The organism is Trichococcus shcherbakoviae (genome assembly GCF_963666195.1).
Taxonomy (GTDB): Bacteria; Bacillota; Bacilli; order Lactobacillales; family Aerococcaceae; genus Trichococcus; species Trichococcus shcherbakoviae.
Genome location: NZ_OY762653.1, coordinates 2,850,322 through 2,876,092 on the forward strand (window position 1 = coordinate 2,850,322; position 25,771 = coordinate 2,876,092).

The 25,771-nt window shown below is 46.9% G+C and carries 25 protein-coding genes; 22 read left to right on the forward strand and 3 right to left on the reverse strand.

Going from position 1 to position 25,771, the window contains the following annotated elements; all coding sequences use genetic code 11:
* The first annotated feature begins 98 nt into the window (after positions 1 to 98).
* The 6 genes from rpmG (at position 99) to ACKPBX_RS13505 (ending at position 4,261) form a co-directional block, all read left to right on the forward strand.
* Complete coding sequence (gene rpmG, locus ACKPBX_RS13480; protein WP_068560829.1) at positions 99 to 248, forward strand: 50S ribosomal protein L33; 150 nt, start codon at positions 99 to 101, stop codon at positions 246 to 248.
* A gap of 100 nt (positions 249 to 348) precedes the next feature.
* The gene (locus ACKPBX_RS13485; RefSeq protein ID WP_319995621.1) at positions 349 to 894 is read left to right on the forward strand and encodes a 5-formyltetrahydrofolate cyclo-ligase; all 546 of its coding nucleotides are present in this window, start codon (positions 349 to 351) and stop codon (positions 892 to 894) included.
* 35 nt (positions 895 to 929) lie between these two features.
* Positions 930 to 1,628, forward strand: a complete 699-nt coding sequence (locus tag ACKPBX_RS13490) for a rhomboid family intramembrane serine protease (protein WP_319995622.1) — start codon at positions 930 to 932, stop codon at positions 1,626 to 1,628.
* 29 nt (positions 1,629 to 1,657) lie between these two features.
* Positions 1,658 to 2,626: an ROK family glucokinase gene (locus ACKPBX_RS13495; protein ID WP_086628100.1), complete on the forward strand. Its 969-nt coding sequence runs from the start codon at positions 1,658 to 1,660 to the stop codon at positions 2,624 to 2,626.
* Between the two features lie 48 nt (positions 2,627 to 2,674).
* Positions 2,675 to 3,823, forward strand: coding sequence for a YqgU-like beta propeller domain-containing protein (locus ACKPBX_RS13500; protein WP_319995623.1), 1,149 nt, complete (start codon positions 2,675 to 2,677; stop codon positions 3,821 to 3,823).
* A gap of 3 nt (positions 3,824 to 3,826) precedes the next feature.
* Positions 3,827 to 4,261, forward strand: a complete 435-nt coding sequence (locus ACKPBX_RS13505; RefSeq protein ID WP_086628098.1) for a rhodanese-like domain-containing protein — start codon at positions 3,827 to 3,829, stop codon at positions 4,259 to 4,261.
* Positions 4,262 to 4,324: 63 nt separating this feature from the next.
* Here ACKPBX_RS13505 and ACKPBX_RS13510 read toward each other — a convergent pair whose 3' ends face one another.
* Positions 4,325 to 4,456 (reverse strand): DUF4044 domain-containing protein, encoded by a 132-nt coding sequence (locus ACKPBX_RS13510; protein ID WP_233436791.1) that lies wholly within the window; start codon positions 4,454 to 4,456, stop codon positions 4,325 to 4,327.
* Positions 4,457 to 4,643: 187 nt separating this feature from the next.
* Here ACKPBX_RS13510 and gndA point away from each other — a divergent pair, with 187 nt between their 5' ends.
* The 3 genes from gndA to ACKPBX_RS13525 all read left to right on the forward strand — a co-directional run bounded on the left by gndA (position 4,644) and on the right by ACKPBX_RS13525 (position 8,458).
* A complete protein-coding gene (gndA, locus tag ACKPBX_RS13515) occupies positions 4,644 to 6,080 on the forward strand; it encodes an NADP-dependent phosphogluconate dehydrogenase (RefSeq protein WP_086628096.1) in 1,437 nt (478 codons plus the stop codon).
* 172 nt (positions 6,081 to 6,252) lie between these two features.
* Entirely contained in the window at positions 6,253 to 6,954 is a 702-nt protein-coding gene (locus ACKPBX_RS13520) for a response regulator transcription factor (protein ID WP_086628095.1), read from the forward strand.
* 22 nt (positions 6,955 to 6,976) lie between these two features.
* Entirely contained in the window at positions 6,977 to 8,458 is a 1,482-nt protein-coding gene (locus ACKPBX_RS13525; protein WP_168173169.1) for a HAMP domain-containing sensor histidine kinase, read from the forward strand.
* Between the two features lie 99 nt (positions 8,459 to 8,557).
* On the opposite strand, the gene yidC is transcribed toward ACKPBX_RS13525, so the two are convergent.
* Entirely contained in the window at positions 8,558 to 9,490 is a 933-nt protein-coding gene (gene yidC / locus ACKPBX_RS13530) for a membrane protein insertase YidC (protein WP_086628093.1), read from the reverse strand.
* Between the two features lie 62 nt (positions 9,491 to 9,552).
* Entirely contained in the window at positions 9,553 to 9,828 is a 276-nt protein-coding gene (locus ACKPBX_RS13535) for an acylphosphatase (protein ID WP_086628092.1), read from the reverse strand.
* A gap of 150 nt (positions 9,829 to 9,978) precedes the next feature.
* Here ACKPBX_RS13535 and ACKPBX_RS13540 point away from each other — a divergent pair, with 150 nt between their 5' ends.
* From ACKPBX_RS13540 to recA, 13 genes are all read left to right on the forward strand, one after another.
* Complete coding sequence (locus tag ACKPBX_RS13540) at positions 9,979 to 10,275, forward strand: DUF1033 family protein (RefSeq protein WP_086628091.1); 297 nt, start codon at positions 9,979 to 9,981, stop codon at positions 10,273 to 10,275.
* Positions 10,276 to 10,484: 209 nt separating this feature from the next.
* Complete coding sequence (locus ACKPBX_RS13545; RefSeq protein ID WP_319995624.1) at positions 10,485 to 12,935, forward strand: DNA translocase FtsK; 2,451 nt, start codon at positions 10,485 to 10,487, stop codon at positions 12,933 to 12,935.
* 156 nt (positions 12,936 to 13,091) lie between these two features.
* Positions 13,092 to 14,180 carry a BMP family lipoprotein gene (locus ACKPBX_RS13550; RefSeq protein ID WP_319995625.1) on the forward strand — a complete coding sequence of 363 codons (1,089 nt, stop codon included), beginning with the start codon at positions 13,092 to 13,094 and terminating at the stop codon, positions 14,178 to 14,180.
* A gap of 268 nt (positions 14,181 to 14,448) precedes the next feature.
* The gene (locus tag ACKPBX_RS13555; RefSeq protein ID WP_119093038.1) at positions 14,449 to 16,023 is read left to right on the forward strand and encodes an ABC transporter ATP-binding protein; all 1,575 of its coding nucleotides are present in this window, start codon (positions 14,449 to 14,451) and stop codon (positions 16,021 to 16,023) included.
* Positions 16,016 to 17,089, forward strand: coding sequence for an ABC transporter permease (locus ACKPBX_RS13560; protein WP_086628088.1), 1,074 nt, complete (start codon positions 16,016 to 16,018; stop codon positions 17,087 to 17,089). The genes ACKPBX_RS13555 and ACKPBX_RS13560 overlap by 8 nt, the downstream gene beginning before the upstream one ends.
* Position 17,090: 1 nt before the next feature.
* A complete protein-coding gene (locus ACKPBX_RS13565; RefSeq protein ID WP_319995626.1) occupies positions 17,091 to 18,050 on the forward strand; it encodes an ABC transporter permease in 960 nt (319 codons plus the stop codon).
* A gap of 162 nt (positions 18,051 to 18,212) precedes the next feature.
* Entirely contained in the window at positions 18,213 to 19,481 is a 1,269-nt protein-coding gene (gene yfmF / locus ACKPBX_RS13570; protein ID WP_319995627.1) for an EF-P 5-aminopentanol modification-associated protein YfmF, read from the forward strand.
* Positions 19,474 to 20,775: an EF-P 5-aminopentanol modification-associated protein YfmH gene (gene yfmH, locus ACKPBX_RS13575; RefSeq protein WP_319995628.1), complete on the forward strand. Its 1,302-nt coding sequence runs from the start codon at positions 19,474 to 19,476 to the stop codon at positions 20,773 to 20,775. Before yfmF ends, yfmH begins: the two co-directional genes overlap by 8 nt.
* Positions 20,772 to 21,497, forward strand: coding sequence for an elongation factor P 5-aminopentanone reductase (gene ymfI / locus ACKPBX_RS13580; RefSeq protein ID WP_319995629.1), 726 nt, complete (start codon positions 20,772 to 20,774; stop codon positions 21,495 to 21,497). The genes yfmH and ymfI overlap by 4 nt, the downstream gene beginning before the upstream one ends.
* Before the next feature lie 158 nt (positions 21,498 to 21,655).
* Entirely contained in the window at positions 21,656 to 22,459 is an 804-nt protein-coding gene (locus tag ACKPBX_RS13585; RefSeq protein WP_319995630.1) for a helix-turn-helix domain-containing protein, read from the forward strand.
* Positions 22,460 to 22,488: 29 nt separating this feature from the next.
* The gene (gene pgsA / locus ACKPBX_RS13590) at positions 22,489 to 23,067 is read left to right on the forward strand and encodes a CDP-diacylglycerol--glycerol-3-phosphate 3-phosphatidyltransferase (RefSeq protein ID WP_086628082.1); all 579 of its coding nucleotides are present in this window, start codon (positions 22,489 to 22,491) and stop codon (positions 23,065 to 23,067) included.
* 153 nt (positions 23,068 to 23,220) lie between these two features.
* Positions 23,221 to 24,477 (forward strand): competence/damage-inducible protein A, encoded by a 1,257-nt coding sequence (locus ACKPBX_RS13595; protein WP_319995631.1) that lies wholly within the window; start codon positions 23,221 to 23,223, stop codon positions 24,475 to 24,477.
* 104 nt (positions 24,478 to 24,581) lie between these two features.
* Positions 24,582 to 25,652 (forward strand): recombinase RecA, encoded by a 1,071-nt coding sequence (gene recA / locus ACKPBX_RS13600; protein ID WP_319995632.1) that lies wholly within the window; start codon positions 24,582 to 24,584, stop codon positions 25,650 to 25,652.
* Positions 25,653 to 25,771: the final 119 nt, after the last annotated feature.

The following is a 25,771-nucleotide window of genomic DNA, read 5'->3' on the forward strand; positions in this document are numbered from 1 at the left end:
TGTTCAAAAAATAGTGGCATAATTTTTCCATAAGTGATACAATGAGAAACGCAGAAGATGATTCGATCTTCAATTTTTTTATGTTTGGAGGGAAGAATATGCGGTTAAATATTACATTGGAATGTACGGAGTGTAAAGAACGTAATTACTTATCAAAGAAAAACAAACGTAACAACCCGGACCGTCTTGAAGTGAAAAAATATTGTCCACGTGAAAGACGCGTGACTTTGCATCGTGAAACAAAATAATTAAAACGACAACAGGATATCCTGTTGTTTTTTTATTTTATCCGGAAGGATGTTTTACAGAGTAGAAACGGTGAGAGAGACCGCTTAAGGAGGGATTCTGATGAAAGAACAAATAAGAAAAGAGATGCTGGGGAGATTGAGGGATTTGCCCTCCCAAAATCGGATCCGGATGGAGCAAGAGCTGACGACAGCAGTCTGCAGCAGCGAGGAGTGGCATGATGCAAAGACGATAGGCGTCACATGGTCGAATTTTCCGGAAATCGATACGCACAAAATCATCCAAAAGGGGCTTGAAGAAGGCAAGCGGATGGTCGTTCCTTATTCCGGTAAGAACCGCATCATGACTTTTCATGAATACTTGCCGGATACCGCCATGGCGAGGAGCCGATTCGGCATCATGGAACCTGTCGATAAGCGAAACCCGGTACCGTCCGAAGAAATCGATCTGCTGCTTGTTCCCGGATTGGCATTTTCGGAAACGGGTTACCGCATCGGGTTCGGCGGCGGCTACTACGACCGCTATCTGGCTGCATACAACTGGCGCACCTTGTCTGTGCTGTTCCCATTCCAATTGTTCAAGGATCCTCATTGGGAAATCGAGGCATTTGATGTGCCGGTCCAAAAGTTGTTGACGACAGCATTCTAGTATAAAATAGGATAATAATGGAAGGGAGTGTCACGATGCGGGCATATAATACCAAAAGATCCTATTTACCGGATCAATTCTCTGTAACACACTTGTTCTTGGCCATTCAGATCGTCATTTTCCTGCTGATGACCGTGAACGGGGGAAGCACCAACGTACTGACGCTTATCCTGTTCGGCGCCAAATTCAACCCAGCCATCGCGCAAGGGGAATGGTGGCGTTTGATTGCGCCCATGTTCATCCATATAGGCTTCACGCACATTCTGGTGAACAGCATCACCCTGTATTATTTGGGCACACAGATGGAAAGTCTCTATGGCTCTTTGCGTTTTGCGCTCATCTATCTCCTGAGCGGATTGATGGGGAATCTCATGAGTTTTGCCTTCAATGACTCGATTTCAGCCGGCGCAAGCACCTCACTGTTCGGGTTGTTTGCCGCAGCCATCGTTCTGGGCCGTCAGTTTCCGCACAACGCTGGGATCCAGTTAATGGCCCGGAATTTTACGATGTTGATTTTCCTGAATTTCTTCTTCGGATTTTTTTCCTCAGCAGTCGATAATTTCGGGCATCTTGGTGGGGCACTTGGCGGGGCGCTTTCGGCCGTGTTCATCGCGATGCCGCGCACTGCCAAAAGCCAAAATGGATTGAGGCTTCTTTTTCTGGTCCTTTATTTTGTGAGCGCTATATTCTTTGCTTATTCGGGTTTAATTCGGACCGGTTTTGCGTTATACTAGATACAAATTGAACAATTGGAGGAAATGACGTGTATAAAAAATTTATCGGTATTGATTTAGGCGGCACTTCAGTGAAATTGGCTATCTTAACAGCAGAAGGGGATATCCAGCAAAAATGGAGCATCCCTACGAACATAAATGATGAGGGGACGCACATCGTAACTGATATCATAGCTTCAATCAAACACCATCTGGATCTCTACCAAATGACTGCTGAGGATTTTCAGGGCATCGGCATGGGATCTCCGGGAGCAGTGGACCGTGAAGCGGGTACTGTCGAGGGCGCCTTCAACCTGAACTGGAAAACGCCTCAGCCTGTACGTGAAGCGATCGAGCGTGAAATCGGCATCCCTATTTTTATTGACAATGATGCAAACGTTGCCGCGCTTGGGGAAAAATGGCGAGGCGCCGGTGCTGATGATCGTGACGTCGTATTTGTGACACTTGGCACAGGTGTCGGCGGGGGAATCATAGCGGAAGGCAATCTGATCCATGGTACTGCAGGTTCCGGCGGCGAAATCGGCCACATGACTGTAGAACCAGGCGGATTTGACTGTACGTGCGGAAAGAAAGGCTGTTTGGAGACCGTCGCCAGCGCAACAGGCGTCGTCAAATTGGCCCGCAAGCATGCTGAAGAATATGCCGGCAACGCGCAGCTGAAATTCATCATCGACGATGGCCAGGAGATTACTTCCAAAATGATTTTTGATTTGGCAAAAGAGGGAGACGAGTTGGCTGTACTAGTAGTCGATCGCGCTGCCTATTATCTGGGTTTGGCCTGCAGCCATATCGGCAATCTTTTGAATCCGGCTTATATCGTCATCGGTGGCGGTGTATCAGCAGCCGGGGAATACCTTTTGGAGCAAGTAAGAACTTATTTTGCTGAATTCTCATTCCCGAACGTCAAGAAGACTACGCATATAAAATTAGCTGCGCTTGGAAACGATGCCGGAATAGTTGGCGCAGCTTATCTTGCACTGACGGAGATCAGCAAATAGGGCCTGAACATTTTCGGGAAAAGGAAATGCAGGAGGATGGAGGATGGCATGGGAAAAAGGCGATTAGCATGGCTCATTCTCTCACTCTCAAGTGTTCTGATTCTGGCGGCCTGTGCACAACGATTGACGTATCCTGATCGGCCTGACGCAAGTGAGCCGGACCTTTCCTCCGGCAGTAGCTTTTCAACGATTTCCAAGGATGAATTCCTTTATGCTGTGGGTTGGCTGGACGAAAGGACTATTCTTGTCGCGTTGGAATCAAATGGAGAATACGGTTTGTACAGCCATGACCTGCTCACGGGGGAAGAACAGCTGATCCGGGCTTTTTCAGATCGGCTTGTTTTTGCTGCGCTTTCCGCAAACGGTCAGCGGATGCTGGTCCAGGTCGCAACGCAACAAGGAAATAATATCATGATGATCGACAAGTCAGGGAAATCACTGGCTGAGTTTCATTTTTCTGAAGGGATTTTGAAGGGTGTTTCCTGGAATCCGACAAACGAAGGGCAGTTGTTCGTTTCCGTCCAAAAAACAGTAGACAGGCCCATCAATTACCTGTGGGATATGTCGAATGGCGAATGGATTGAAATGCCGGATACAGAAGAAATGCCGGATACAGAAGAAATGCCGGTTTGGTATTCAGAAAATATGTACCTCCACAAAAAAACTGGGACTGATGGCATTTCTGCGTTGGTATTGAGTGACATCCGGCTTCCTGGCAAAGATACGGTCATCGATCGGGAAATCCTCGCTTATGGACTGGAAGGCGAATCAGTATGGGTAGTGACCCCTTCAGATTTCAATGAGAAAGAGTTGCTTGTCATTTCCTACTATCCGCTTTTGATTACCCAGGGTTATATTAGCCTTCCGCACATCATCGATGGAAGCGGACTTGTCATCCCGGAATTTACAAAAGGAAATGACTCGGATGAAACGTTTGCGGTCATCCCAAAACAGGAGCCGGAGAGCGTTGCTGGCATCAGCTTCGAACTTGCGAAGGTCGATTTTTCCGGCAACGTTTCAGAGATGCTGACTGAGGTCGAGCGAATGGATCCGATTTTGGCATCGCCGGATGGGAGCTACTTGCTTTACGGGAAGCGTTATGAGCATCTGTACGATGTGGAACGCAATGGCTGGATACAATTGACGGAACAGAAAAAAGTCGTTAAAACTGTAGCAATGCGCCTTCCACAAGTGTAAAATATGAGAGTAAGAGTATGGAAAGGGTGGATTTATTTGAACTTAACAGGAATTGATATTTTTAATATCGCATTATGGATATTCATCATCGGATATGCCATTTATCAAGCTTATTTTTATTTCCAAAGAAAGAATGCAGCGACGACGCTGACTGCAGAGGATTTCAAAAAAGATCTGCGGAAAGCGCAATTGATCGATGTCCGCGAAAAAACCGAGTTCGATGCAGGCCACATATTAGGAGCGAGAAATATCGCTTATTCGGCTTTCAAACAACGCTACCAAGAAATCCGCAAAGATCAACCGATTTATCTGTATGATCAAAATTCCATGTTGAGCGGACGCTGTGCAGCTATTCTGAAAAAAAATGGCTACAAAAACATTTTCATCCTGAAGGGCGGCTATGCCGGCTGGGACGGAAAAGTCAAAAAAGGCATCTGAGTCAATTAAAAAGGTTCCCGGAATCAGCTAGTGGATTCCGGGAACCTTTTTGAATGTTGTTTCTCACATATTTATGAACAAAGAGTACAGGACTGAAAGGATCGATCCGCCGACCATGGCCAAAAGCATGATCCAAATGATGAATTTACTGAATTTATTGATTTTTGATGAGGTAGTACCAGTTTTCTTAGTCAATATTATTCCCACCTTTTGTAATTTACATGGCATAGTTTACAACAATAACATCTAAAAGTAAACGTTGGGGAATCCGGTAAAAGAAAAGAAAGCCATTATTTTCAATTGTTTGCTTTCCATTTAGGCGGATTTTTGTTAGGATTAAGATTATAGAATGATGTGTTTATCATGAAGGGAGAATTTATTTATGTCAAAACAGCAAATCGGCGTTGTCGGGATGGCCGTAATGGGCAAAAATCTAGCATTGAACATTGAAAGCAGAGGTTATTCCGTGTCTGTATTCAACCGTTCAGGTTCAAAGACTGAGCAAGTTATCGCGGAAAATCCAGAAAAGAAACTGGTTCCTACTTATACGATTGAAGAATTTGTCGAGTCTTTGGAGAAGCCAAGAAAAATCATGATGATGGTAAAAGCTGGGGAGGCAACCGACAAAACGATCCAATCGTTGCTGCCTCATTTGGATAAAGGTGATATCCTGATCGACGGAGGGAATACTTTCTACAAAGATACGATCCGCCGCAGCAAAGAATTGGAAAACTCAGGCATCAATTTCATCGGAACAGGCGTTTCCGGTGGTGAAGAAGGCGCATTGAAAGGTCCATCAATCATGCCGGGCGGACAACGCGACGCATACGATCTGGTTGCACCGATTTTGGAACAGATTTCCGCTAAAGCTCCGGATGGCGAACCTTGTGTAGCTTACATCGGCAAAGGTGGCGCCGGACATTTCGTTAAGATGGTCCACAACGGAATCGAGTACGGGGATATGCAACTGATTGCAGAAGCCTATGACATCATGCACAAGTACCTTGGCATGTCAGTGGAAGAAATTGCTGCTGTCTTCATCGAATGGAACAAAGGCGAGTTGGACAGCTTCCTTATCGACATCACTGCTGACATCTTGACTAAATACGATCCTGAAACAGGCAAACCAATGGTCGAGATCATCTTGGACCGCGCCGGCAATAAAGGCACGGGTAAATGGACTTCCCAAAGTGCGTTGGACTTGGGTGTTCCGTTGCCGTTGATCACCGAATCCGTTTTTGCCCGCTACATTTCCGCTTTGAAGACAGAACGTGTCGCTGCCAGCGAAATTCTGAGTGCCCCTGCTGTTACAGCTAAAGAGGGTCTTGATAAAGCTGCATTTGTGGAGAGTATCCGCAAGGCATTGTATTTCAGCAAAATCATGAGCTACGCACAAGGATTCGCTCAAATGCGTGTTGCCAGCGAAGAAAATGATTGGGATCTTAATTATGGCGAAATCGCTAAAATTTGGCGTGCCGGCTGTATCATCCGTGCGCAATTCCTGCAGAACATCACGGATGCTTACGAGAAGAATGCTGACCTGCAGAACCTGTTGTTGGATGACTACTTCGTGGAAATCACGAAACAATATCAAGGTGCTGTACGTGAAGTGGTTGCAACAGCTGTGGTTGCAGGCGTGCCTGTACCGACATTCTCATCTGCAGTAGCTTATTTCGATTCTTACCGTTCAGCTGTATTGCCTGCAAACATCATTCAAGCGCAACGCGATTACTTTGGAGCGCATACGTATGAACGCACAGACAAAGCTGGTTCTTATCACTTCGAGTGGGATAAAGAAGTGGAAGTCCCACAAGACTAAAGGGATACAGCGCCATTCTGGCCTACACTTATGTCATCCGAAGCCGTGCTTCGGATGACATTTTACTATCAGAATCATTTAATTAAGACTAATTCCCGACAGTATGTTAAAATAAAATGAAATTGTAATGGCATGTTGTTATCATTCAAATGAGACATTAGGGGAGAATTCTATGGAAAATAGAGACAAACAAAGAATATTGATTATCGAAGATGAAAAAAATCTGGCGCGTTTCATCGAGCTTGAGTTAAAACACGAAGGCTACGAAACGGAAATTTGCTACAACGGCAGAACTGGCCTTGAAGCTGCCATGAACCAGGACTGGGATGTCATCCTTTTGGATCTGATGCTTCCTGAATTGAACGGCATCGAAGTTTGCCGTCGTCTGCGTCCGGTCAAAGATACGCCGATCATCATCATGACCGCCCGCGACTCCGTCATCGATCGTGTATCCGGCTTGGACCACGGTGCCGATGACTATATCGTGAAACCATTTGCCATCGAAGAACTTTTGGCAAGGGTCCGTGCTTTATTGCGCCGCATCGACATCGAAGAAGAGCAACGCAAGGTGAAGCAAACGACCGTCACTTATCGTGATTTGACAATCGAAAAAGAAAACCGTGTCGTGCGCCGTGGCGACGAGCACATCGAATTGACCAAACGCGAATACGAATTATTGTTGATCCTGATGGAAAACATCAACGTTGTCCTTTCAAGGGATGTATTGCTGAATAAAGTATGGGGATACAAAACGGAAGTGGAAACAAATGTAGTGGATGTATATATCCGATATCTGCGCAATAAAATCGATGTAGCCGGCCAAGAAAGTTATATCCAAACGGTACGTGGCACCGGATACGTCATGCGCTCATAATACTATGCGCAGAATCAATTATATGCCAACCAAAAAAAGAGGAAATCCCAAGTCCATTCGGTGGAAATGGGGTTTTCTTTTAAGTATAGCTTTCTTCCTGCTGTACTTTCTGTCCGCCTTGCTGATGCTGAATGTCTACAAAGGCTATCAGTACGACGAACAAAAAGATGACGCCGAGAAGCTGCTTTCTTCGGTCCAATCCGCGTTGTCTGAGATCGATACGAAGCTTTCAGTCAACAGCGTCGAAAGCATGTTCGAGAAAATTTCTGTTTCCACTGTGACGAAGGGGCTCCAATCTGTAGGAAACTACCCGTTTTTGGAGGATCTCAAGAACAGAGGGGCGAACATCCGCGTATTTGATACAGATGGACAGTTGCTCTATGAGACGCAGAAGAGCTATACGACATTCATCAAAAATCCCGATACTTATTTGCGCGAGACAAAACTGAATGATCTTGAAGCGTTTGTGGCAGGCAGTCCGATCCTCAGCCAAGAGGACTCCTTCCTGTTGGGCTATGTCCAAATCGTTTTCCGACTGAATGATTATCATAAGGTCGTCTCACAGATGACGCAGTATTTCTGGTTAGTCACGGCAATCGTGTTCGTTTTGTCGGCGGCAGCCGGCTACGGCATCGCCATTTATTTCTTCAGGCCAATCAAACAGATGGTCGATACGATGGATGCGATAGAAGAGGATACGTTATCCGAGACCCGCATCAAAATATCCAAAAGCAAGGACGAATTTACCGATCTTTCCGTCCACATCAACGGCTTGCTGGATAAGATGGCACTGTACGTCACCCAACAAAAGCAGTTCGTGGAGGATGTCTCGCACGAGCTCAGGACTCCTACCGCCATTGTTGAAGGCCACCTGAAATTGCTGAACCGTTGGGGTAAGGAAGATCCACAAATACTCGATGAATCCCTTGCCGCTTCATTGACCGAAATCCAGCGAATGAAGACTTTGGTTCAGGAGATGTTGGATCTCTCCCGTGCGGAACAAGTAGAAATGCACTATAAAAATGAAGTGACCCCGATCCGGAATGTCGTGCTGCATACGTTCCATAATTTCAAGATGCTGTATCCGGATTTCGTATTCAATTTGGATGATGATTTGAATCGCGAGATTTACGTGAACATTTATCGCAACCATTTTGAGCAAATATTGGTGATCTTGATGGACAACGCCGTCAAATATTCGACAGACCGGCATGAAATCCATCTTTCTATTTCCGAATCCATGTCCTATGTCCAGATCGCGATCCAAGATTTTGGCGAGGGGATGTCCCAGGAAGATCAGCAGAAGATTTTTTCGCGTTTTTACCGCGTCGATAAAGCCAGATCGCGGAATAAGGGCGGGAACGGCTTGGGTCTCTCGATCGCGAAAGAACTATTGGAAGGCTATAAAGGCGATATCACCGTCGAAAGCGTATTGGGCCACGGATCTGTTTTCCGCATCCAGTTGCCGATTCTGAAGAATTATGTGCCGGATGAGGAATTGTAGGAAATCAACAGGAGAACGCGCCTTACCAAAAAAATGAACTACAAAAAAGCAGGAAGCGGCTCACACATGAGTTTGCTTCCTGCTTTTTTGTAGTTTCAATTAGGATTTTGATTGTTTGCCTGCGTTGCGGCCTTTTTTGCCATCCGTTTGTTGATTCGTGGCGGATAAAGCTTTAACCGCTTGCGCAGGTGCTGAAGAAGAAGACGGCTTAGCCATTTTCACGTTCTTCTTGACCGGACGATCCTTCATTTCTTCTTCAACCAGCTTCTGGATTTTAGGTTTGATCATATGATTTTGAAGCGCAGTCTGGGCTGCTGCGAAAATACCGCCGGCCAGCCAGTACAGCGCCAAACCTGCTGGTGAAGACCACGAGAACATCAGAATCATGATCGGGTTCATCAGCATCATCGATTTCATCTGTGATTTGGTTTCCTGAGGCATGCCGATTGTGGAAACGTAGCCTTGGATCACATAAGCCACACCTGCCAGGATCGCCAGCAACGGACTGCTGACACCAAGGTTGATGCCAAGGAAGGTGCTTGCAGAAATTTCCGGCGTCAAATTGACGGCTTGATACATAGCGGTAAAGATCGGCATCTGGATCAGAATCGGTAAGCAACCGACGCCGCCTGTCATGCTGATGTTGTTGTCTTTGTACAGTGCCATCATTTCTTGCGAAACCGCGGCTTTTTCTTCAGGAGTTTGGGCATTTTTTTGACGGAATTGGATGTCTTCCAATTCTGGTTTGATATACTTCATCTTTTCTTGCTGCACCATCGTTTTTTTGATCTGGCTAAAGTTCAAGGGCATGATGGCCAAGCGGACAATGATTGTGATGGCGATGATGGCCAGACCGTAATTGCCGTTGAGCATTTCCGCCAGCATAACGATCAATTTGCCTGTAGGCACCACCAAATAGTCATATATGAAGCCGGTTGGGTTTTTATTCTCATCATATTGCATGCAGCCTGTCAGAACCACTAACAAGGACATCATTTCCGCGGAAAGCAATACCTTCTTTTTAAGTTTCATTATTCACATTCCTTTACAATTTTTCGATAACATTACTACTATACATGAAGGGAAAAATATATTCAATTGGTTACACGAAAACTTATGTAATTCTCAACGTTGGCGTCCTCTTCGAGCGTGCAGGTGTCGACTCTTCCGCTTGGCGAAGGACTGCGTTTGACCGCCGCGATGAAGGCATCGATCTTATCGCTGGGTCCGACGGCTTCGATATAGACACTCCCATCATCCTCGTTCCTGACGATTCCCGAAACGCCTATCTGGTCAGCCACCATTTTTGTCATGTAACGGAACCCAACGCCCTGTACCCTGCCACTTACTGTCATCTTGATTTTTTTCATGATAAATCCCCTCCAGATTTTAGGCTGAGCATGCGCTTTAGCTTTTTAATTCAGTTTACAGTCTTGGTCGAGAAGGGTCAATCCCGATACCTTGTGCGGGAATAATTTTCCGGGCTGTGCTATACTTTTTGCAACAAAGAAGGTGATAGCATGTACCAGGTGATACGGACCGAGGGAGAATATGAACCCTGGTGGTTTTTTGAAGATTGGATGGATTTCATTGTGGAATCGACGGAGTATGCCGATTTCCAGGAGGCAGTCGCTGCCTATGAACGGGCAGCGGAAAAACTATCGGCAGTCTACCCATTCCAAAAATCAAAGGAACCCTACCTGACTGCCTACTGGTCAGACGGAGAAATCCGGTTTTGTGAGAATTGCGATGACGATGTGCAATTATATCATGGACTGATGCTTCTGCAGGACAGGAAAAAACTTATTCAAGAATGACGGACCAAATTCCAAAAAGCTTCTGTTGCCTGCGTTGACGGGAAACAGAAGCTTTTTGTCCGCGCGGATTGATTGAAAAATAGCCTCGTAAAGGGTTCGTTTTGTAGTATAATGAACCGATACGGGTAATCAAACGAACAATCTATGGACCGCTGTTTTATGCAGACGGGCAGTGGTTTTGAGTAAATGATAAAAAGGAGTTGGCATGTTTGGCGAAACGAACGACGACAACAAGAAAGAAAAAGAAGGCGACCGGGCAGAAGATATCCTATGAGCTTATCGGCGTGCTGTTGCTTTTCAGTGCAGCCTTAGGCATCGGGCAACTCGGGTTTGCCGGTATAGCGCTGGCGAATTTTTTCCGTTTTTTTGTCGGCGAAACCTATCCGGTCAGCCTGGCGCTATTTGGCGCCTATGGTCTGTACCTGATTTTGAGAGGGAAAGAACCAAAAATAAGAAAGAACTGGTTGATCAGCGGCATCCTGCTTTATTCGGCAGCACTGCTTTATCTCCATTCACAGGCTTTTGAGGCAGTCGTCACGGAGGGGACGTCGGTCGTATCCGTTACGCTTGCACGTTTTTTGACCGATGTCAGGCAAGCAGATACAGCTTCTGAGATGGGCGGCGGCTTGATTGGGGCAGCCTTTTATACTGGAACCCATTTTTTGGTTTCACAATGGGGCACTTATATCATCATCGGCCTGCTTGTATTTTTTGGTGTGGCGGTCATCTTCGGATTCACGACGCATGATGTCATGGAAGTCGTGCGCAAAGTTGCCTTGATTTTCGGGCACAATAGTAAACGAGCGGTGCTTTACACGAAAGATAAAGTGGCCAGCTCGATCATTGATTCGAAAACAGTGAAGAAACCGACCAGGTCAAATAGCGTTCCGACAGACAAGAAACCTTCAATAGTCGAAAAAGCCAAAAATCAAATAAAAAGCGAATCGGCAGCGAAGAAATTGATGAAGGAAGAAGCGGAAACTTTGAAAGCAGCAGAAAAAGAGACACTTGCCGAAAAAGAGCGCGAACCCGTTCAGCTGAAAATCGACAGCTTCCAGAAACAACTTGAAAAAGCAGCCGAACACAAATATGCGGACAATGAAAAGAGCGCTTCAGCCCAACAGGCCAGCCTTGCAAAAACAACGTTCGGAGGCAACGAGGAAGACAATGCGGGCGAGCTGGAATTCGAAATCACTGCCGAGCAGGAAAACAGGGATTACCACTTGCCTCCAGTCACTTTATTGAACGAAATCAAAGCGATCGATCAATCCAATGAATATGCGACAATAGAAAAAAATGTCAAAAAGCTGGAAGAGACGTTCGCAAGCTTCGGTGTGGAGGCCAAAGTCACGAAAGCGAACCTCGGACCTGCCGTGACAAAATACGAAATCCAGCCAGCCGTCGGGGTGAAGGTCAGCAAAATTGTGAGTCTCAGTGATGATTTGGCTCTGGCCTTGGCGGCAAAGGATATCCGTATCGAAGCTCCGATACCCGGGAAATCCTTCATCGGCATAGAAGTGCCAAACAGTGAAGTCAGCGTTGTTTCCTTCCGTGATGTCATGGAAGGGCAAAAGCACACCGACAAGCTGTTGGAGGTGCCGTTAGGACGGGACATCTCTGGCGTTGTGCAAAGCGCGAATCTGACGAAAATGCCCCATTTGCTGATTGCAGGTGCGACCGGCAGCGGGAAATCCGTCTGCATCAACGGCATCATCACGAGCATCTTGATGAAAGCCAAACCGAACGAAGTGAAGATGATGATGATCGATCCGAAAATGGTGGAATTGAACGTCTATAACGGGATTCCCCACTTGCTTACGCCGGTTGTCACGAATCCACGCAAGGCGGCGCAAGCGCTCCATAAAGTCGTTACGGAAATGGAAAGAAGATATGAATTGTTTGCCGGTACCGGCATGCGCAACATCGACGGTTACAACAATCTGATTGTTGAATACAATCTGGAGAACGGGGAAAACAATCCTACGTTGCCATACATAGTGGTCATCGTTGACGAGTTGGCCGACTTGATGATGGTGGCCAGCAACGAAGTCGAGGACGCGATCACCAGATTGGCGCAGATGGCGCGGGCTGCGGGAATCCATATGATTTTGGCTACACAACGACCGAGTGTCGATGTCATCACCGGCATCATCAAAGCAAACGTCCCTTCCAGGATCGCGTTCGCTGTGTCCAGTTCAATCGATTCCAGAACGATAATCGATGGCTCCGGGGCAGAGAAGCTGCTGGGCAGAGGCGATATGCTCTTCCGTCCGATGGGGGAGAATAAACCAATCCGTGTGCAAGGAGCGTTCATTTCCGACGAGGAAGTCGAGCACATTGTCACTTTCGTCAAAAATCAGCAAGAAGCGAACTATGTCGAGGAAATGATGCCGACCGAAACTGTCGCGGCTGCAAGCGAAGAGCCGGAAGATGATCTTTTCGGGGAAGCTGTGGAATTCATCAGATCGGATGAAACGGCGAGCATTTCCAAATTGCAGAGGAGATTCCGGATCGGCTATAATCGGGCAGCGCGACTTATCGACGAGATGGAAGCAAGAGGGATCGTCGGGCCCGCTGATGGAAGCAAGCCCAGAAAGGTGAACATTAGCGAGGGGATATATGAGAATGATGCGGATATGCCCTATGATTCTGAGGTTTAACTAGAACCATTCCGGCAAATATATGGATATTAAATGAAAAAACGATTACAAAAAAATCAATATCGTTTATTTTTTCGGGAATACATGATATGATATTTTTTGTAAGAAGCTTGTACTTACAAGTTCAAAAAATTGAAGTTTATTGGAGGGGTCATGGTGAAGAAGCAAAAATATGTTAGTTTATTGGCATTAGGTTTAGGTGTCAGCACAATCTTGGCAGCTTGCGGCGGCAACGGCGACACGGCTGACAGCAGTGCAACAGGTTCCAGCACAGCAGAGGGAACGGAAGACAACTTTACTATCGCGATGGTTACCGACGTCGGCGGCGTGGATGATAAATCATTCAACCAAAGCGCATGGGAAGGCCTTGTTGCATGGGGCGAAGAGAACGGCAAAGAAAAAGGGATCGATGGATATGATTATATCCAATCAAATGCCGATTCGGAATTTGTGACGAACTTGAACACTGCCGTAAACAGTAATTTTGACCTTGTGTTCGGTATCGGATATAAATTGAAGTCAGCGATGCAGGATATGGCAACACAAAATCCGGATACGATGTTCGCCATCATCGATGATGTCATCGAAGGCGAGAACACAGTTTCAGTATCATTCAAAGACAACGAAGCTGCTTTCTTGGCTGGTGTCGCTGCTGCTAAAACAACCAAAACCAACCAATTAGGCTTCATCGGCGGACAAGAGAGCGTCGTAATCGATCGCTTTGAAGCTGGATTCATAGCTGGTGCCCAATCAGTAAATCCTGAAATAGATGTAAAAGTTGAATATGTCGGTTCGTTCGGCGATGCTGCAGGCGGGAAATCTAAAGCTGCCGCAATGTACGCAAGCGGAATTGATGTCATTTATCAAGCTGCTGGAGATTCCGGAAATGGCGTATTCTCAGAAGCTAAGGATATCGTAAAAGCTGATCCTTCAAAAGAAATCTGGGTAATCGGTGTTGACCGTGACCAAACAGAAGAAGGCTTGTTGACTCTTGATGACGGCACTGAAAGAAACCTTACTTTGACTTCAACGTTGAAGGGTGTAGGCACTGCAGCTAAGGATATCGCTACATTAACAATGAACGGCGAATTCCCGGCAGGAGAAGTCTTGAATTTCGGGTTGGCTGAAGAAGGCGTCGATTTGACTGAAGGTCAATTGAACGCAGATGCTTTGGAAGCTGTTACTAAAGCGAAAACAGAAATTTTGGACGGAACGCTTGTGGTTCCTGAAGCTCCAGAAAATTAATCACTTTTAAAATCTTTAAAGAAGCAACTTGATTCCGGTTAAGGATATTGAGTTGCTTCTCTTTTTTTTCGCGCATAGTCCCCCAACAAAGACTGTTCCGAAAAAGGAACAAATGTTTATCTTTCGTGATAAACAAAAGTGGATAGGATTTTGGAAATACTTTATAATAGGTGTGAAATGGTGTTTTACGGTATTATATTTTATAAGCGTGTCTCACTGCTGCATGAGGGATTGCATGCATTCAATATTAGTAAGGGGTGGAATCAGCATGACAGAAGAAAATTATGTCATTGAGATGATTGGCGTAACAAAAGCTTTCGGCAATTATAAAGCGAATGATGATATTTTTCTAAGCTTGAAAAAAGGTGAAATTCACGCTTTGTTGGGTGAAAATGGCGCGGGCAAGTCAACTTTGATGAATATTCTTTCCGGTCTTTTGGAGCCTACAAGCGGAACCATTAAGGTCAAAGGGCAAGAAGTCAAAATCAGTTCCCCGGGTGTTGCCGATAAATTGGGTATCGGAATGGTGCACCAGCATTTTATGTTGGTCAAGGACTTCACGGTTACGGAGAACATAATTTTAGGCAGCGAGCCGAGCAGACTCGGTGTTTTAAATAAAAAGGCAGCCGCTGATGTGATTACGGATCTGTCAAACAAATACCGCTTGGCAGTCAATCCTTCAGCCAAAATCGAAGATACCACTGTCGGTATGCAACAAAGGGTCGAAATCTTGAAAACATTGTACCGTGGGGCGGACGTCCTTATTTTTGACGAACCAACGGCAGTATTGACACCGCAAGAAATCGACGAATTGATGGCGATCATGAGGGAATTGACGAAAGAAGGCAAGTCGATCATCCTGATTACGCATAAACTGGATGAAATCAAAGCCGTTGCGGATCGCTGCACAGTAATCCGTAAAGGCAAGAGCATCGGCACTGTCGACGTGAAGCAGACATCTCAGCAAGAACTTGCGGATATGATGGTGGGACGTTCCGTTCTGTTCCGCACAGTAAAAAAACCATCCCAGCCAAAGCAGGCTGTTTTGGAAATTGAAGGATTGACGGTCAAAGAGAGCCGCGGACTGGAAGCCGTGCGCAATTTGAGTCTGACGGTACGGGCGGGTGAAATCGTCGGCATCGCCGGGATCGACGGGAACGGACAAAGCGAATTGATCCAAGCCGTCACTGGCTTGCGGAAGGCTGAGAGCGGAACCGTCAAGCTGAACGGCGAAATCATCACGAACTTGGCTCCACGTAAAATTACTGAATCAGGATTGGGACATATCCCTGAGGACCGACAAAAGTTCGGTCTGATCCTCCCGATGCGTTTGGACGAGAACATCGCCTTGCAGACTTATTATCAGGAACCTTACAGCAAAAACAGCTTCCTGAACGACAAAGCCATCGAAAACCATGCCATCGAACTGATCAAAGAGTTTGATGTACGTACGCAAAGCGAGAAGTCGACAGCAGGTTCGTTGTCCGGCGGGAACCAACAAAAAGCGATCATCGCCAGGGAAGTCGATCGGAATCCTTCGTTGTTGATAGCAGCCCAACCGACCCGAGGATTGGATGTGGGTGCGATCGAATTTATCCACAAACGCTTGATCGAGCAAAGGGATAAGGACAAAGCCATCCTCCTGATGAGCTTCGAATTGGACGAAATCCTGAATCTCTCCGACATCATCGCTGTGATGTTCGAAGGTGAAATCGTGGCCTACGTCAAGCCGGAGGAAACCTCCGAACAAGAACTGGGCTTACTGATGGCCGGGTCTTCATTGGAAAAGGCCAGGGAAGAATTGGAAAAAAACAAGGAAGAGGAGGGAAGCCTTCATGAGTAATCAACAAGGAGCCACTCGCATCCAGGGGATTATCGTACCTTTACTTTCAGTCATATTAGGTCTGCTGATCGGCGCAATCGTCATGTGGTCTTTCGGTTACGATGCCATCGCGGGTTATTCGGCAATGCTGAAGGGAGCGTTCGGATCGCCGTTTTACGTAGGTGAGTTATTGCGTGAAGCTACCCCTTTGATTCTGGTCGCATTGGGCTTTGCGGTAGCCAACACAGCTGGGTTCTTCAACATCGGTGTTGCGGGTCAAACCTTGTTTGGCTGGTTGGCATCCGTCAGCGTCGCCCAGATGCTGCCTGAATTGCCGAAAATCGCATTGTTGCCATTATGCATTTTGGCTGGTGTAGCCGCCGGAGCTCTGTGGGCGGGCATCGCCGGAGTCTTGCGTGCCTATTTCAATACAAGTGAAGTGATCGTCACCATCATGCTGAATCATACGGCCTTATACATCAACAACCACATTGTCAGGAATGTTTTGACGGATTCCGGCGACTCCACGGCCAGGATCACAGAAAATGCCAGTCTAAGGGTGCCGTTCTTATCGGAAGTAACGCGCAATTCGACATTGCATGCCGGCATCTTCATTGCCCTCATCATGATTGCGGTGGTTTGGGTGCTGATGAAGAAAACAACATATGGCTTCGAATTCCGTTCAGTCGGTTTGAATCCTGATGCAGCCGATTACGCAGGTATGAACGCCAAGAAGAACATCATTTTGGCCATGTTGATCAGCGGCGGCTTGGCCGGTTTGGGTGGCGCGATGGAAGGTCTGGGGAATTTCCAAAACATGTTTGTTCAAGGTGCGATGCCGGCAGTTGGATTCGATGGCATGGCCGTAGCCTTGTTGGGCATCGGTAGCCCAATCGGCATCCTCTTTGCTGCACTTCTGTTCAGCACGCTGAAAATCGGCGGAACGAGCATGCCACTTATGTCAGGCGTGCCCGTAGAAATTGTGGACATCGTAATTGCATCTATCATCTTCTTCGTCGGAGCGAGCTATATCATCCGACTTTTGCTGAACAAGCTGTCCAAAGTCAATAAAAAGGAGGTGGCGTGAGATGGACATGCTAGCGATTCTGTCGATCATCGTATCTTCGGCTTTGATTTATTCAGCACCTTTGATCTTCACCGGTCTTGGCGGAACTTTCTCGGAACGGAGCGGTATCGTCAATGTAGGCTTGGAAGGCACGATGGTCATGGGAGCATTCTCAGCCATAGTCTTTAATCTGAACTACGCCGACAATCTTGGCAAAATGACGCCATGGGTTGCGTTGTTGGTCGCGGGGGCAGTCGGCATCTTCTTTTCGATCCTCCATGCAGTGGCCACAATCAATTTAAGAGCGAACCACATCGTTTCCGGAACCGTACTAAATATGCTTGCCCCTGCGTTGGCGGTATTTTTGACTAAGGTTCTTTATGAAGGGAAAGGCCAAACCGCCTTCATCATCCAGAACTTCGGGAAGACCAGTTTTCCCATATTGAAGGATATTCCGATCATCGGTCAGATATTTTTCACGAATACATCAGCTCCAGCTTATGCAGCTATCGCAACGGCGCTTGTCTGCTACTTCATCATCTTCAAGACGACTTTCGGCTTGCGTCTGCGTTCGGTCGGGGAACACCCGCAAGCTGCGGATACATTGGGGATCAATGTTTACGTGATGCGCTACGCGGGCGTATCGATTTCCGGCTTTTTGGGCGGTGTGGGCGGCGCCATCGTCTCTCAGTCGATCAGCCTGAATTTTTCCGGATCAACGATTGCCGGTCAAGGTTTCATCGCCATGGCTGCCATGATTTTCGGCAAGTGGAATCCGATCGGAGTGATGGGAGCGGCAATTTTCTTCGGGTTCGCCCAGAGTTTGGGGGTCATCGGCAGCTATATTCCGGTCATCCAGAATATCCCTTCCGTCTATCTCCAGATTGCACCTTACGTCATTACGATCATTGTGCTTGTAGGTTTTATCGGTAAATCCAGAGGCCCAGCCGCTAACGGTACAACTTACATCAAATCAAAGTAATCTCTGACGACAAGAAGGGTTGGCTCAACACGAGTCAGCCTTTTCTTTTTGGTTCAGGCAAGGGATCAGAGTGGACAAGGAATGGCTTAATTGAAAAAACACCCGAACTAGAGTATAGTTTTCCCTATCGACATATAAAATAGCTTACAGGACGTGAAATGGATGGAATATAAATTAAAGCAAGGTGTTACGCCTTATATCGAGCCTTCCGACAAATACAAAACCGTATTGATCCAGTACAAATTCAGGACGAGTTTCGGCGGAAAAACTGCAACCGAACGTTCTTTAGTGAAGAACATGCTTGAAACGAACAGCAAGCAGTATCCTAGCCAAAACGAGATGGATCTGAAAATGGCCAGCCTTTACGGTGCGACGCTGCATACGCAATCCCAGCGCTTCGGCAAGCAGCATGTCGTGACGTTGAGTCTATCCGTCGTCAATGATAAATTCATCGGAGGAGACGATACACTTTTGGAAGAGGCGTTCGCTTTCCTGGAAGAAATCATCTTCAGGCCCAATGCCGAGGACGGCAAGTTCCACGAGAAGACTTTTATGAGGGAAAAGGAAAATCTGAATAATTATTTCGAGTCTCTGATCGAAGACAAATCGGCTTATGCGCGTACGCGCTTGAACCAAGTGCTGTTCGAGGGGACAGATCAAGCGTATCAAGGCATCGGTGATGCCGGCTTCCTTGAGGATATCACCTCAAGCAGCCTGTTCGAATGCTATGAGGAGATGATCGGGTCGAATCAGCTGGATATACTCGTTTCGGGTGATGTAGCGCCTAAAAGGATATTGAACATATTGGCTGCCCAGAAGCTTTCGGACAGGAAAGAAATCGAAAAAGATGTATTCTATTTACGCGCAAAGAACACGGAACCCGTCACTTCAAGCGAAGCTCAAGACATCAATCAGGGCAAGTTGTTTTTCGGCTTTTCCTCACCCGTCTATTACATGAATGACCATTATTTTGCCGGCTTGGTTTTTGATGGACTGTTTGGGGGCTTCCCTCATTCGAAACTGTTCCAGAATGTCCGTGAAAAAGAGAGCTTGGCTTACTCGGCTTCAAGCGGCTTGGACTTTCTGCGCGGTGTCATGACTGTCGGTACCGGCATCGAATTCGATAAACGCGAGCAGGTCGAGAAAATCGTTCTGGCGCAACTCCAAGACATGCAAACAGGGGATTTCTCGGACGCCTTGATCGCTCAAACAAAAAGCATGCTGATCAACCACTACAAACAAAATGATGATTATCAGGGCAGAAGTTTGGCGAAACAGTACCAGGATTTCCTGATCATAGAAAATCCTCTTTCGCAGGAGCAATGGATCGCCGGTTTGAACGCGGTGACGAAGGAACAGATCGTTGCTGTTGCGGAAAAAATGACTTTGCAGGCGATATTTTTCTTGAAAGGCGAGGCTACAGATGAATAAAGTACATTATGAGGCACTTAACGACACCGTCTATACGGAAGTATTGGACAACGGCTTGCAGGTAGTATTGATTCCGAAAAATAAGTATTCAAAAACCTATGGCATCTTCACCACCGATTTCGGCTCGATCGACAACCAGTTTGTGCCGATAAACGGAGACAAGGAAATCAAAATTCCGGACGGCATCGCACATTTCCTTGAACATAAATTATTTGAAGGCGAAGACCATGATGCTTTTGAGGACTTCGCGAAATACGGTGCTTCAGCGAATGCTTTCACTTCCTTCACGCGGACAAGCTATCTCTTTTCGGCAACGGACAACATTTCAGAAAATACGAACAGCCTGCTTGACTTCGTTCAAGACCCGCATTTCACGGAGGAAGGCACTGAAAAGGAAAAAGGCATCATCGCTCAAGAAATCCGCATGTATGAAGATAACCCGGGTTGGCAACTTTTTTATGGGTTGCTCCGTAACCTTTATCCCGAACATCCGCTTTCCGTCGATATAGCTGGAACGGTGGAAAGCATCCAAGCAATCTCGCCGGAATTGCTGCAAACCTGTTATGATACGTTCTACCATCCGTCCAACATGAACCTATTGATGATCGGCAATTTCGTTCCCGAAAAAATGATGGAAACGATCAGACAAAACCAAGCAGGCAAGACGTTTCTTCCTGCTAAACCGATCCAGCGCACTTTGCCGCAGGCTTCGATCCAGGACATCATTCGATACAAAGAGATCGAAATGGATGTGCAACGTCCGAAAGTGATGCTTGGTGTGAAAGGTTTGGATGCGGATGTGACCGGAAACCAAGCCGAAAAATACAAAATCTATGGTTCGCTGTTGCTGGAATTGCTTTTCGGCCGGAGCTCCACGCATTTCATTGATCTCTACGACAACGGTTTGATCGATGACAGCTTTGGCTACTCCTTCAATTTGGATCGTTCCTTCAACTTTATGGCGATCGAATCGGACACGGAAGAACCGAAACTGCTGGAAGATAAGCTGAAACGGATTCTCTTGGATTGGGAAACCGATGCTAATCTGACGAATGAGAAATTTGATTTGCTGAAGAAGAGCATGATCGGAGAACAATTGCAGGCTTTCAATTCCCTGGAATACATCGCAAATCACTACAGTACGCTGCTGTTTTCCGGAGCGGAACTTTTTGAAGTTGTTCCGTTGATCGAAGAAACTAGCCTGGAGGACATCCGCAGCTTCGCCGAAGGCTATCTCAAAGAACAAAATATGAGCACCTACGTAATCCTCCAGAAGGGAGCAAAACAGCAATGAAAGCCGCTTTGGTGACGGGTGCTTCCGGTGACATCGGGACTTCCATCGCAAGGGATTTGGCCGGTTCAGGCTGGTCGCTTTACTTGCATTATCATTCCAATCAAGAAAAAATCAATCTGATGCTGGCAGAACTGCAATCGGCCTATCCCGAACAGGAATTTTATCCGCTTTGCCTGGATTTTACCGATGAAGCAGGCGTTTCGACACTTGCTGACCATATTTTCTCGCTCCAAGCGATTGTTTTTGCGCACGGCACGACGGAATATGGGTTGCTTCAGGATATGACTTCCGAGCAAATGGATGCCTTGTGGGAAATGCACGTCAAAATGCCGATCCTGATCATCCAAGCGCTACAGGACAAAATCGCCCGCTCGCGCAACGGCCGCATCGTCTTCATCAGCTCTGTCTATGGAGAAGTCGGCAGCGGGCTCGAAGTGCTGTACAGTACCGTCAAAGGGGCGCAGATTGCCTTCGTGAAAGCCTACAGCAAGGAAGTGGCCTCACTGGGAGTAACAGTCAATGCCATTTGTCCGGGAGCAATCGACACGCAAATGAATGCCCATCTTGAAAACGATGAAAAAGAGGCTCTTCTTGAGGAAATCCCTCTGGGGAGGATGGGAAAACCGAATGAAATCAGCTTCTGGGTATCCCAACTTCTGAAGGAAGACAGTCGCTACATGACGGGGCAGGCCATTTACGTATCCGGTGGATGGCTCAGGTAAAACAGCATTGGAACTCCTGGTGAGGGAATTTTATGGTATAATATCCATGGTAACTTCGGGATTTGCAAGTGAAGGCAGGTGAAGAAATGGTTCAAATTGGGGAAATCCTAAAAAGTGCTAGACTTTCCAAGGGATACACATTGGATGATCTACAGCAGATGACTAAAATACAGAAGCGGTATCTGATTGCGATAGAAGAAGGCGATTTTGAGATTATGCCGGGCAATTTCTATGTGCGTGCCTTCATCAAGCAATATGCAGATACTGTGGGCTTGGATGGCGACCGCTTATTGGGGGACCATGCAAGTGTGATTCCGGAAATACATGGGAGCAGCCAAGCGGAAGATTCCGGTTCTTTTTCTCCCAGTCGCTCCGAAACTAAAAGAGCTTCAAAAAAGACGAATTTTAATTATGGCGGCTCCGTCCAAAGCCAGCTGCCGACTTTTCTGTTGGTTGTGGCGGTAGTTGCCATCGTACTTGTGGTCTGGCAGGCTACATTGAACGATGACGATGAGCAGGTTCAGATCGAAGTGGCTTCGAACATCAGCCAAACAACTATGGCATCGCAAGCGACGGTTTCAAGCGACATAGAGCAGGCAGACAGTGCCGTTGTCGCAGAACAAACAGCGCAGGTGAATTTGGTCTCGTCTGCCGATGGTTATGCGGAATATGACATCACCAGCTTGTCGCTGCCCTCAGAGTTGAAAATCTCGGCGGTGGCAGGAGGCAGTTCCTGGATCAGCGTAAGCGTGAACGGGATCGTCCAAGAGCCTTCCGGCATCGTGGACAGTGAAAACCCACTGACGGTCGCTTTGCCGTTGAACACAAGCGAGATCGAAGTGATAGTCGGCGTAATGCCGGCAACGATCATCGAACTGGCTGGCACAGTAGTCACAATGCCAGCCGATCATCAAGAGATTCAGACCCAAACCTTATCCTTTACCGTCAAAGGTGCAGAATAAGTCAGGGTACATTAAAGGAGTTGCAGAAGTTGAATTTACCTAATAAATTGACAGCGTTGCGGATCTTTATGATTCCGTTGTTCATGATCATCACCTTGGTTCCTTTCGATTGGGGCACGCTTGAAATTGCCCAATCACAGATTGCTGTCAATCAACTGGTCGGAGCCGCTATCTTTGCCATCGCCAGTTTTACGGATTGGCTGGATGGATATATCGCCAGAAGGGACGGCTTGGTGACCAACTTCGGGAAATTTGCTGATCCCTTGGCGGATAAGATGCTTGTCGCCACTGCCTTGATCGTGCTTGTCGGCCAAGGTTTGGCTCCATCGTGGGTCGTCAGCATCATCATCAGCCGGGAGTTGGCGGTCACAGGCTTGCGCCTCTTGCTTGTGAAGGAAGGCGAAGTCATGGCAGCGGCGTGGCCGGGGAAAATCAAAACGGCGACACAAATGGTAGCCATCATTTTGTTGTTCGTGGATAACTTTCCTTTTCAGGCAACCGGCATTCCGGTTGCGGACATCATGTTGTATGTTTGCTTAGTTTTCACCATCTACTCAGGGGTGGATTATTTCGTCAAAAATAAACACGTTTTTGTCGGATCCATGTAGTTTTTATAAATAAGAAGGGCTGGGTTGCATCAGGGTGCAATCCGAACAAAAGGAAACGCGATTCTTTTGTGCCCTTCTTTTTTCTTTATCTTTTTTATGTGATTGAAGCTTTTGTATTATTTGAGCGAATACTATGGATGTGAGGGATTAAATATGAATGCAGAAATCATTTCAGTCGGAACGGAATTGTTGATGGGGCAAATAGTGAATTCGGATGCGGCATTCATCGCCAAGGAACTGACCGGTCTGGGCATAGACTCCTATTATCAGACAGTTGTCGGCGATAATCCGGGAAAAATAAAAGACGTGATCAAAATAGCTGAATCACGAAGCGACCTGTTGATTTTCACAGGAGGGCTCGGACCCACCCGGGATGACTTGACCAAACAAACTGTGGCGAATCACCTCGAGGAAGAACTCGCCATGGATGAAGCGGGTTTGGCGCATATCCGGCAATGGTTCGAACGTTCGGGAAGGAGCATGACTGAAAACAATGAGCTTCAAGCTTTAGTGTTCAGGAGCGGTATTGTCTTCCCGAACCCGATTGGGCAAGCGCTGGGCACCTATACCGAAAAGGATGGGAAAGGTTATTTGCTGCTGCCGGGCCCGCCAAGAGAACTTGAGCAGATGTTCCTGCAATTTGTGAAGCCGTTCCTTTCCAGCAAGTATGAAGATCAGCAAGTCATCTCATCGCAGACGCTCCGCTTTTTCGGAATCGGCGAGTCTAGCTTGACAACGCTTTTGGATGACTTGATCCGCAATCAGACCAATCCAACGATAGCCCCATATGCCGGGAAATACGAAGTGACTTTGAGAATCACCGCAAACGCTGCAACAGAGGCGATCTGCAGTGAACTATTGGATGAAAAAAAAGCGGAAATATTGGCGCTTGTAGGTGAATATTATTACGGCGACGGTGACGAATCCAGCCTTGCCGAAGTGGTGGGGAAGAAATTATTGGAGGGCAAACAATCAATCAGTGCGGCTGAGAGCTTGACCGGAGGGCTTTTTCAAGCCGAACTCGTCAAGGTTCCCGGCATAAGCGAAGTTTTCGCGGGCGGCATCGTTTCTTACCAAGAAAACGCTAAGCAAAAGGTCCTTGGCGTTCCGGAACACATTCTCGAGACATACGGGATGGTCAGCGCGGAATGCGCGATGGCGATGGCAGAACGTGCGCGCGAGTTGTTTGATACTCAGTTGGCCATTTCTTTCACGGGCGTTGCCGGGCCTGATCAACTGGAGAACAAGCCAGCCGGGACGGTATGGATTGCTTTAAGCCAAAAAAATGGACCGACTGCTGTCCAAGGCTTCCAATTTTCCCGCGATCGCCTTGGGAACAGGGAACAGGCAGTCATGCAGGGGTTTGATATGATTCGACGGTATTTGATGGATTCTGATTTCGAAAAATAAAAAACGAACATCTGTTCACTTTATTCTTGCTTTTTTGTCCGGAAAAGGATAGTATTACGTTGTGGTGTTAATGCATGCAAATGAAAGCTTGGAGGAAACAATTGATGGCTAATTTAAATGAAAATAGACAAAAAGCCTTGGATGAGGCTCTGAAAAAGATAGAAAGAAATTATGGCAAAGGGTCCGTCATGAAGCTTGGCGAAAAAGTGGACACACAAATATCCACTGTACCCAGTGGTTCGTTGGCTCTTGATGTTGCGTTGGGCGTAGGCGGCTATCCAAGAGGCCGTATCATCGAAGTGTATGGTCCTGAATCATCAGGTAAAACAACCGTTGCGCTGCATGCGATTGCCGAAGTGCAAAAAAAGGGTGGCGTTGCTGCATTCATCGATGCTGAGCATGCTTTGGATCCAAAATATGCTGCAGCTTTGGGTGTGGATATCGACGAATTGTTGCTTTCCCAACCGGATACAGGTGAACAAGGCCTGGAAATCGCGGATGCTTTGGTTTCATCAGGGGCTGTCGACATCGTGGTCATCGACTCGGTTGCCGCATTGGTACCGCGTGCTGAAATAGAAGGCGAAATGGGAGACTCCCATATGGGTCTGCAGGCACGTCTGATGTCCCAAGCTTTACGGAAACTATCCGGATCGATCAACAAAACAAAAACGATCGCAATCTTCATCAACCAAGTCCGTGAAAAAATCGGCATCATGTTCGGGAATCCGGAAACGACGCCAGGAGGAAGAGCGCTTAAATTTTACGCTACTATCCGTCTGGAAGTCAGAAGAGCGGAACAGATCAAGAGCGGAACAGAAATCATGGGTAACCGCACAAAAATCAAAGTAGTAAAAAACAAAGTTGCGCCGCCATTCAGGACAGCTGAAGTGGACATCATGTACGGGGAAGGCATTTCCCAAGTCGGCGAAATCATCGATATGGCCTCAGAGAAGGATATCGTCAACAAGAGTGGCGCTTGGTATGCCTACAAAGGGGAACGCATCGGCCAAGGCCGCGAAAATGCAAAAAAATTCCTGACAGAGCATCCAGAGATGAGAGCTGAAATCGAGAAGCTTGTCCGTGACGAATACGGCATAGGCGATAAAAAAGCGGTAGAGGCAAAAGAAAAAGAAAAAAGCGAGCCGGTTGAATCGGTCGATCTGTTGGACGAGTAAAAAATATTTTTCAAGAGGCCGGGACCAAAATCCGGGCCTCTTTCTTTTTTCAAAATCGGAAAAAAGGGCAATATCGAAACAGGTTTGAATGTATTTTGGTTATGTTACCGTTTTATCGT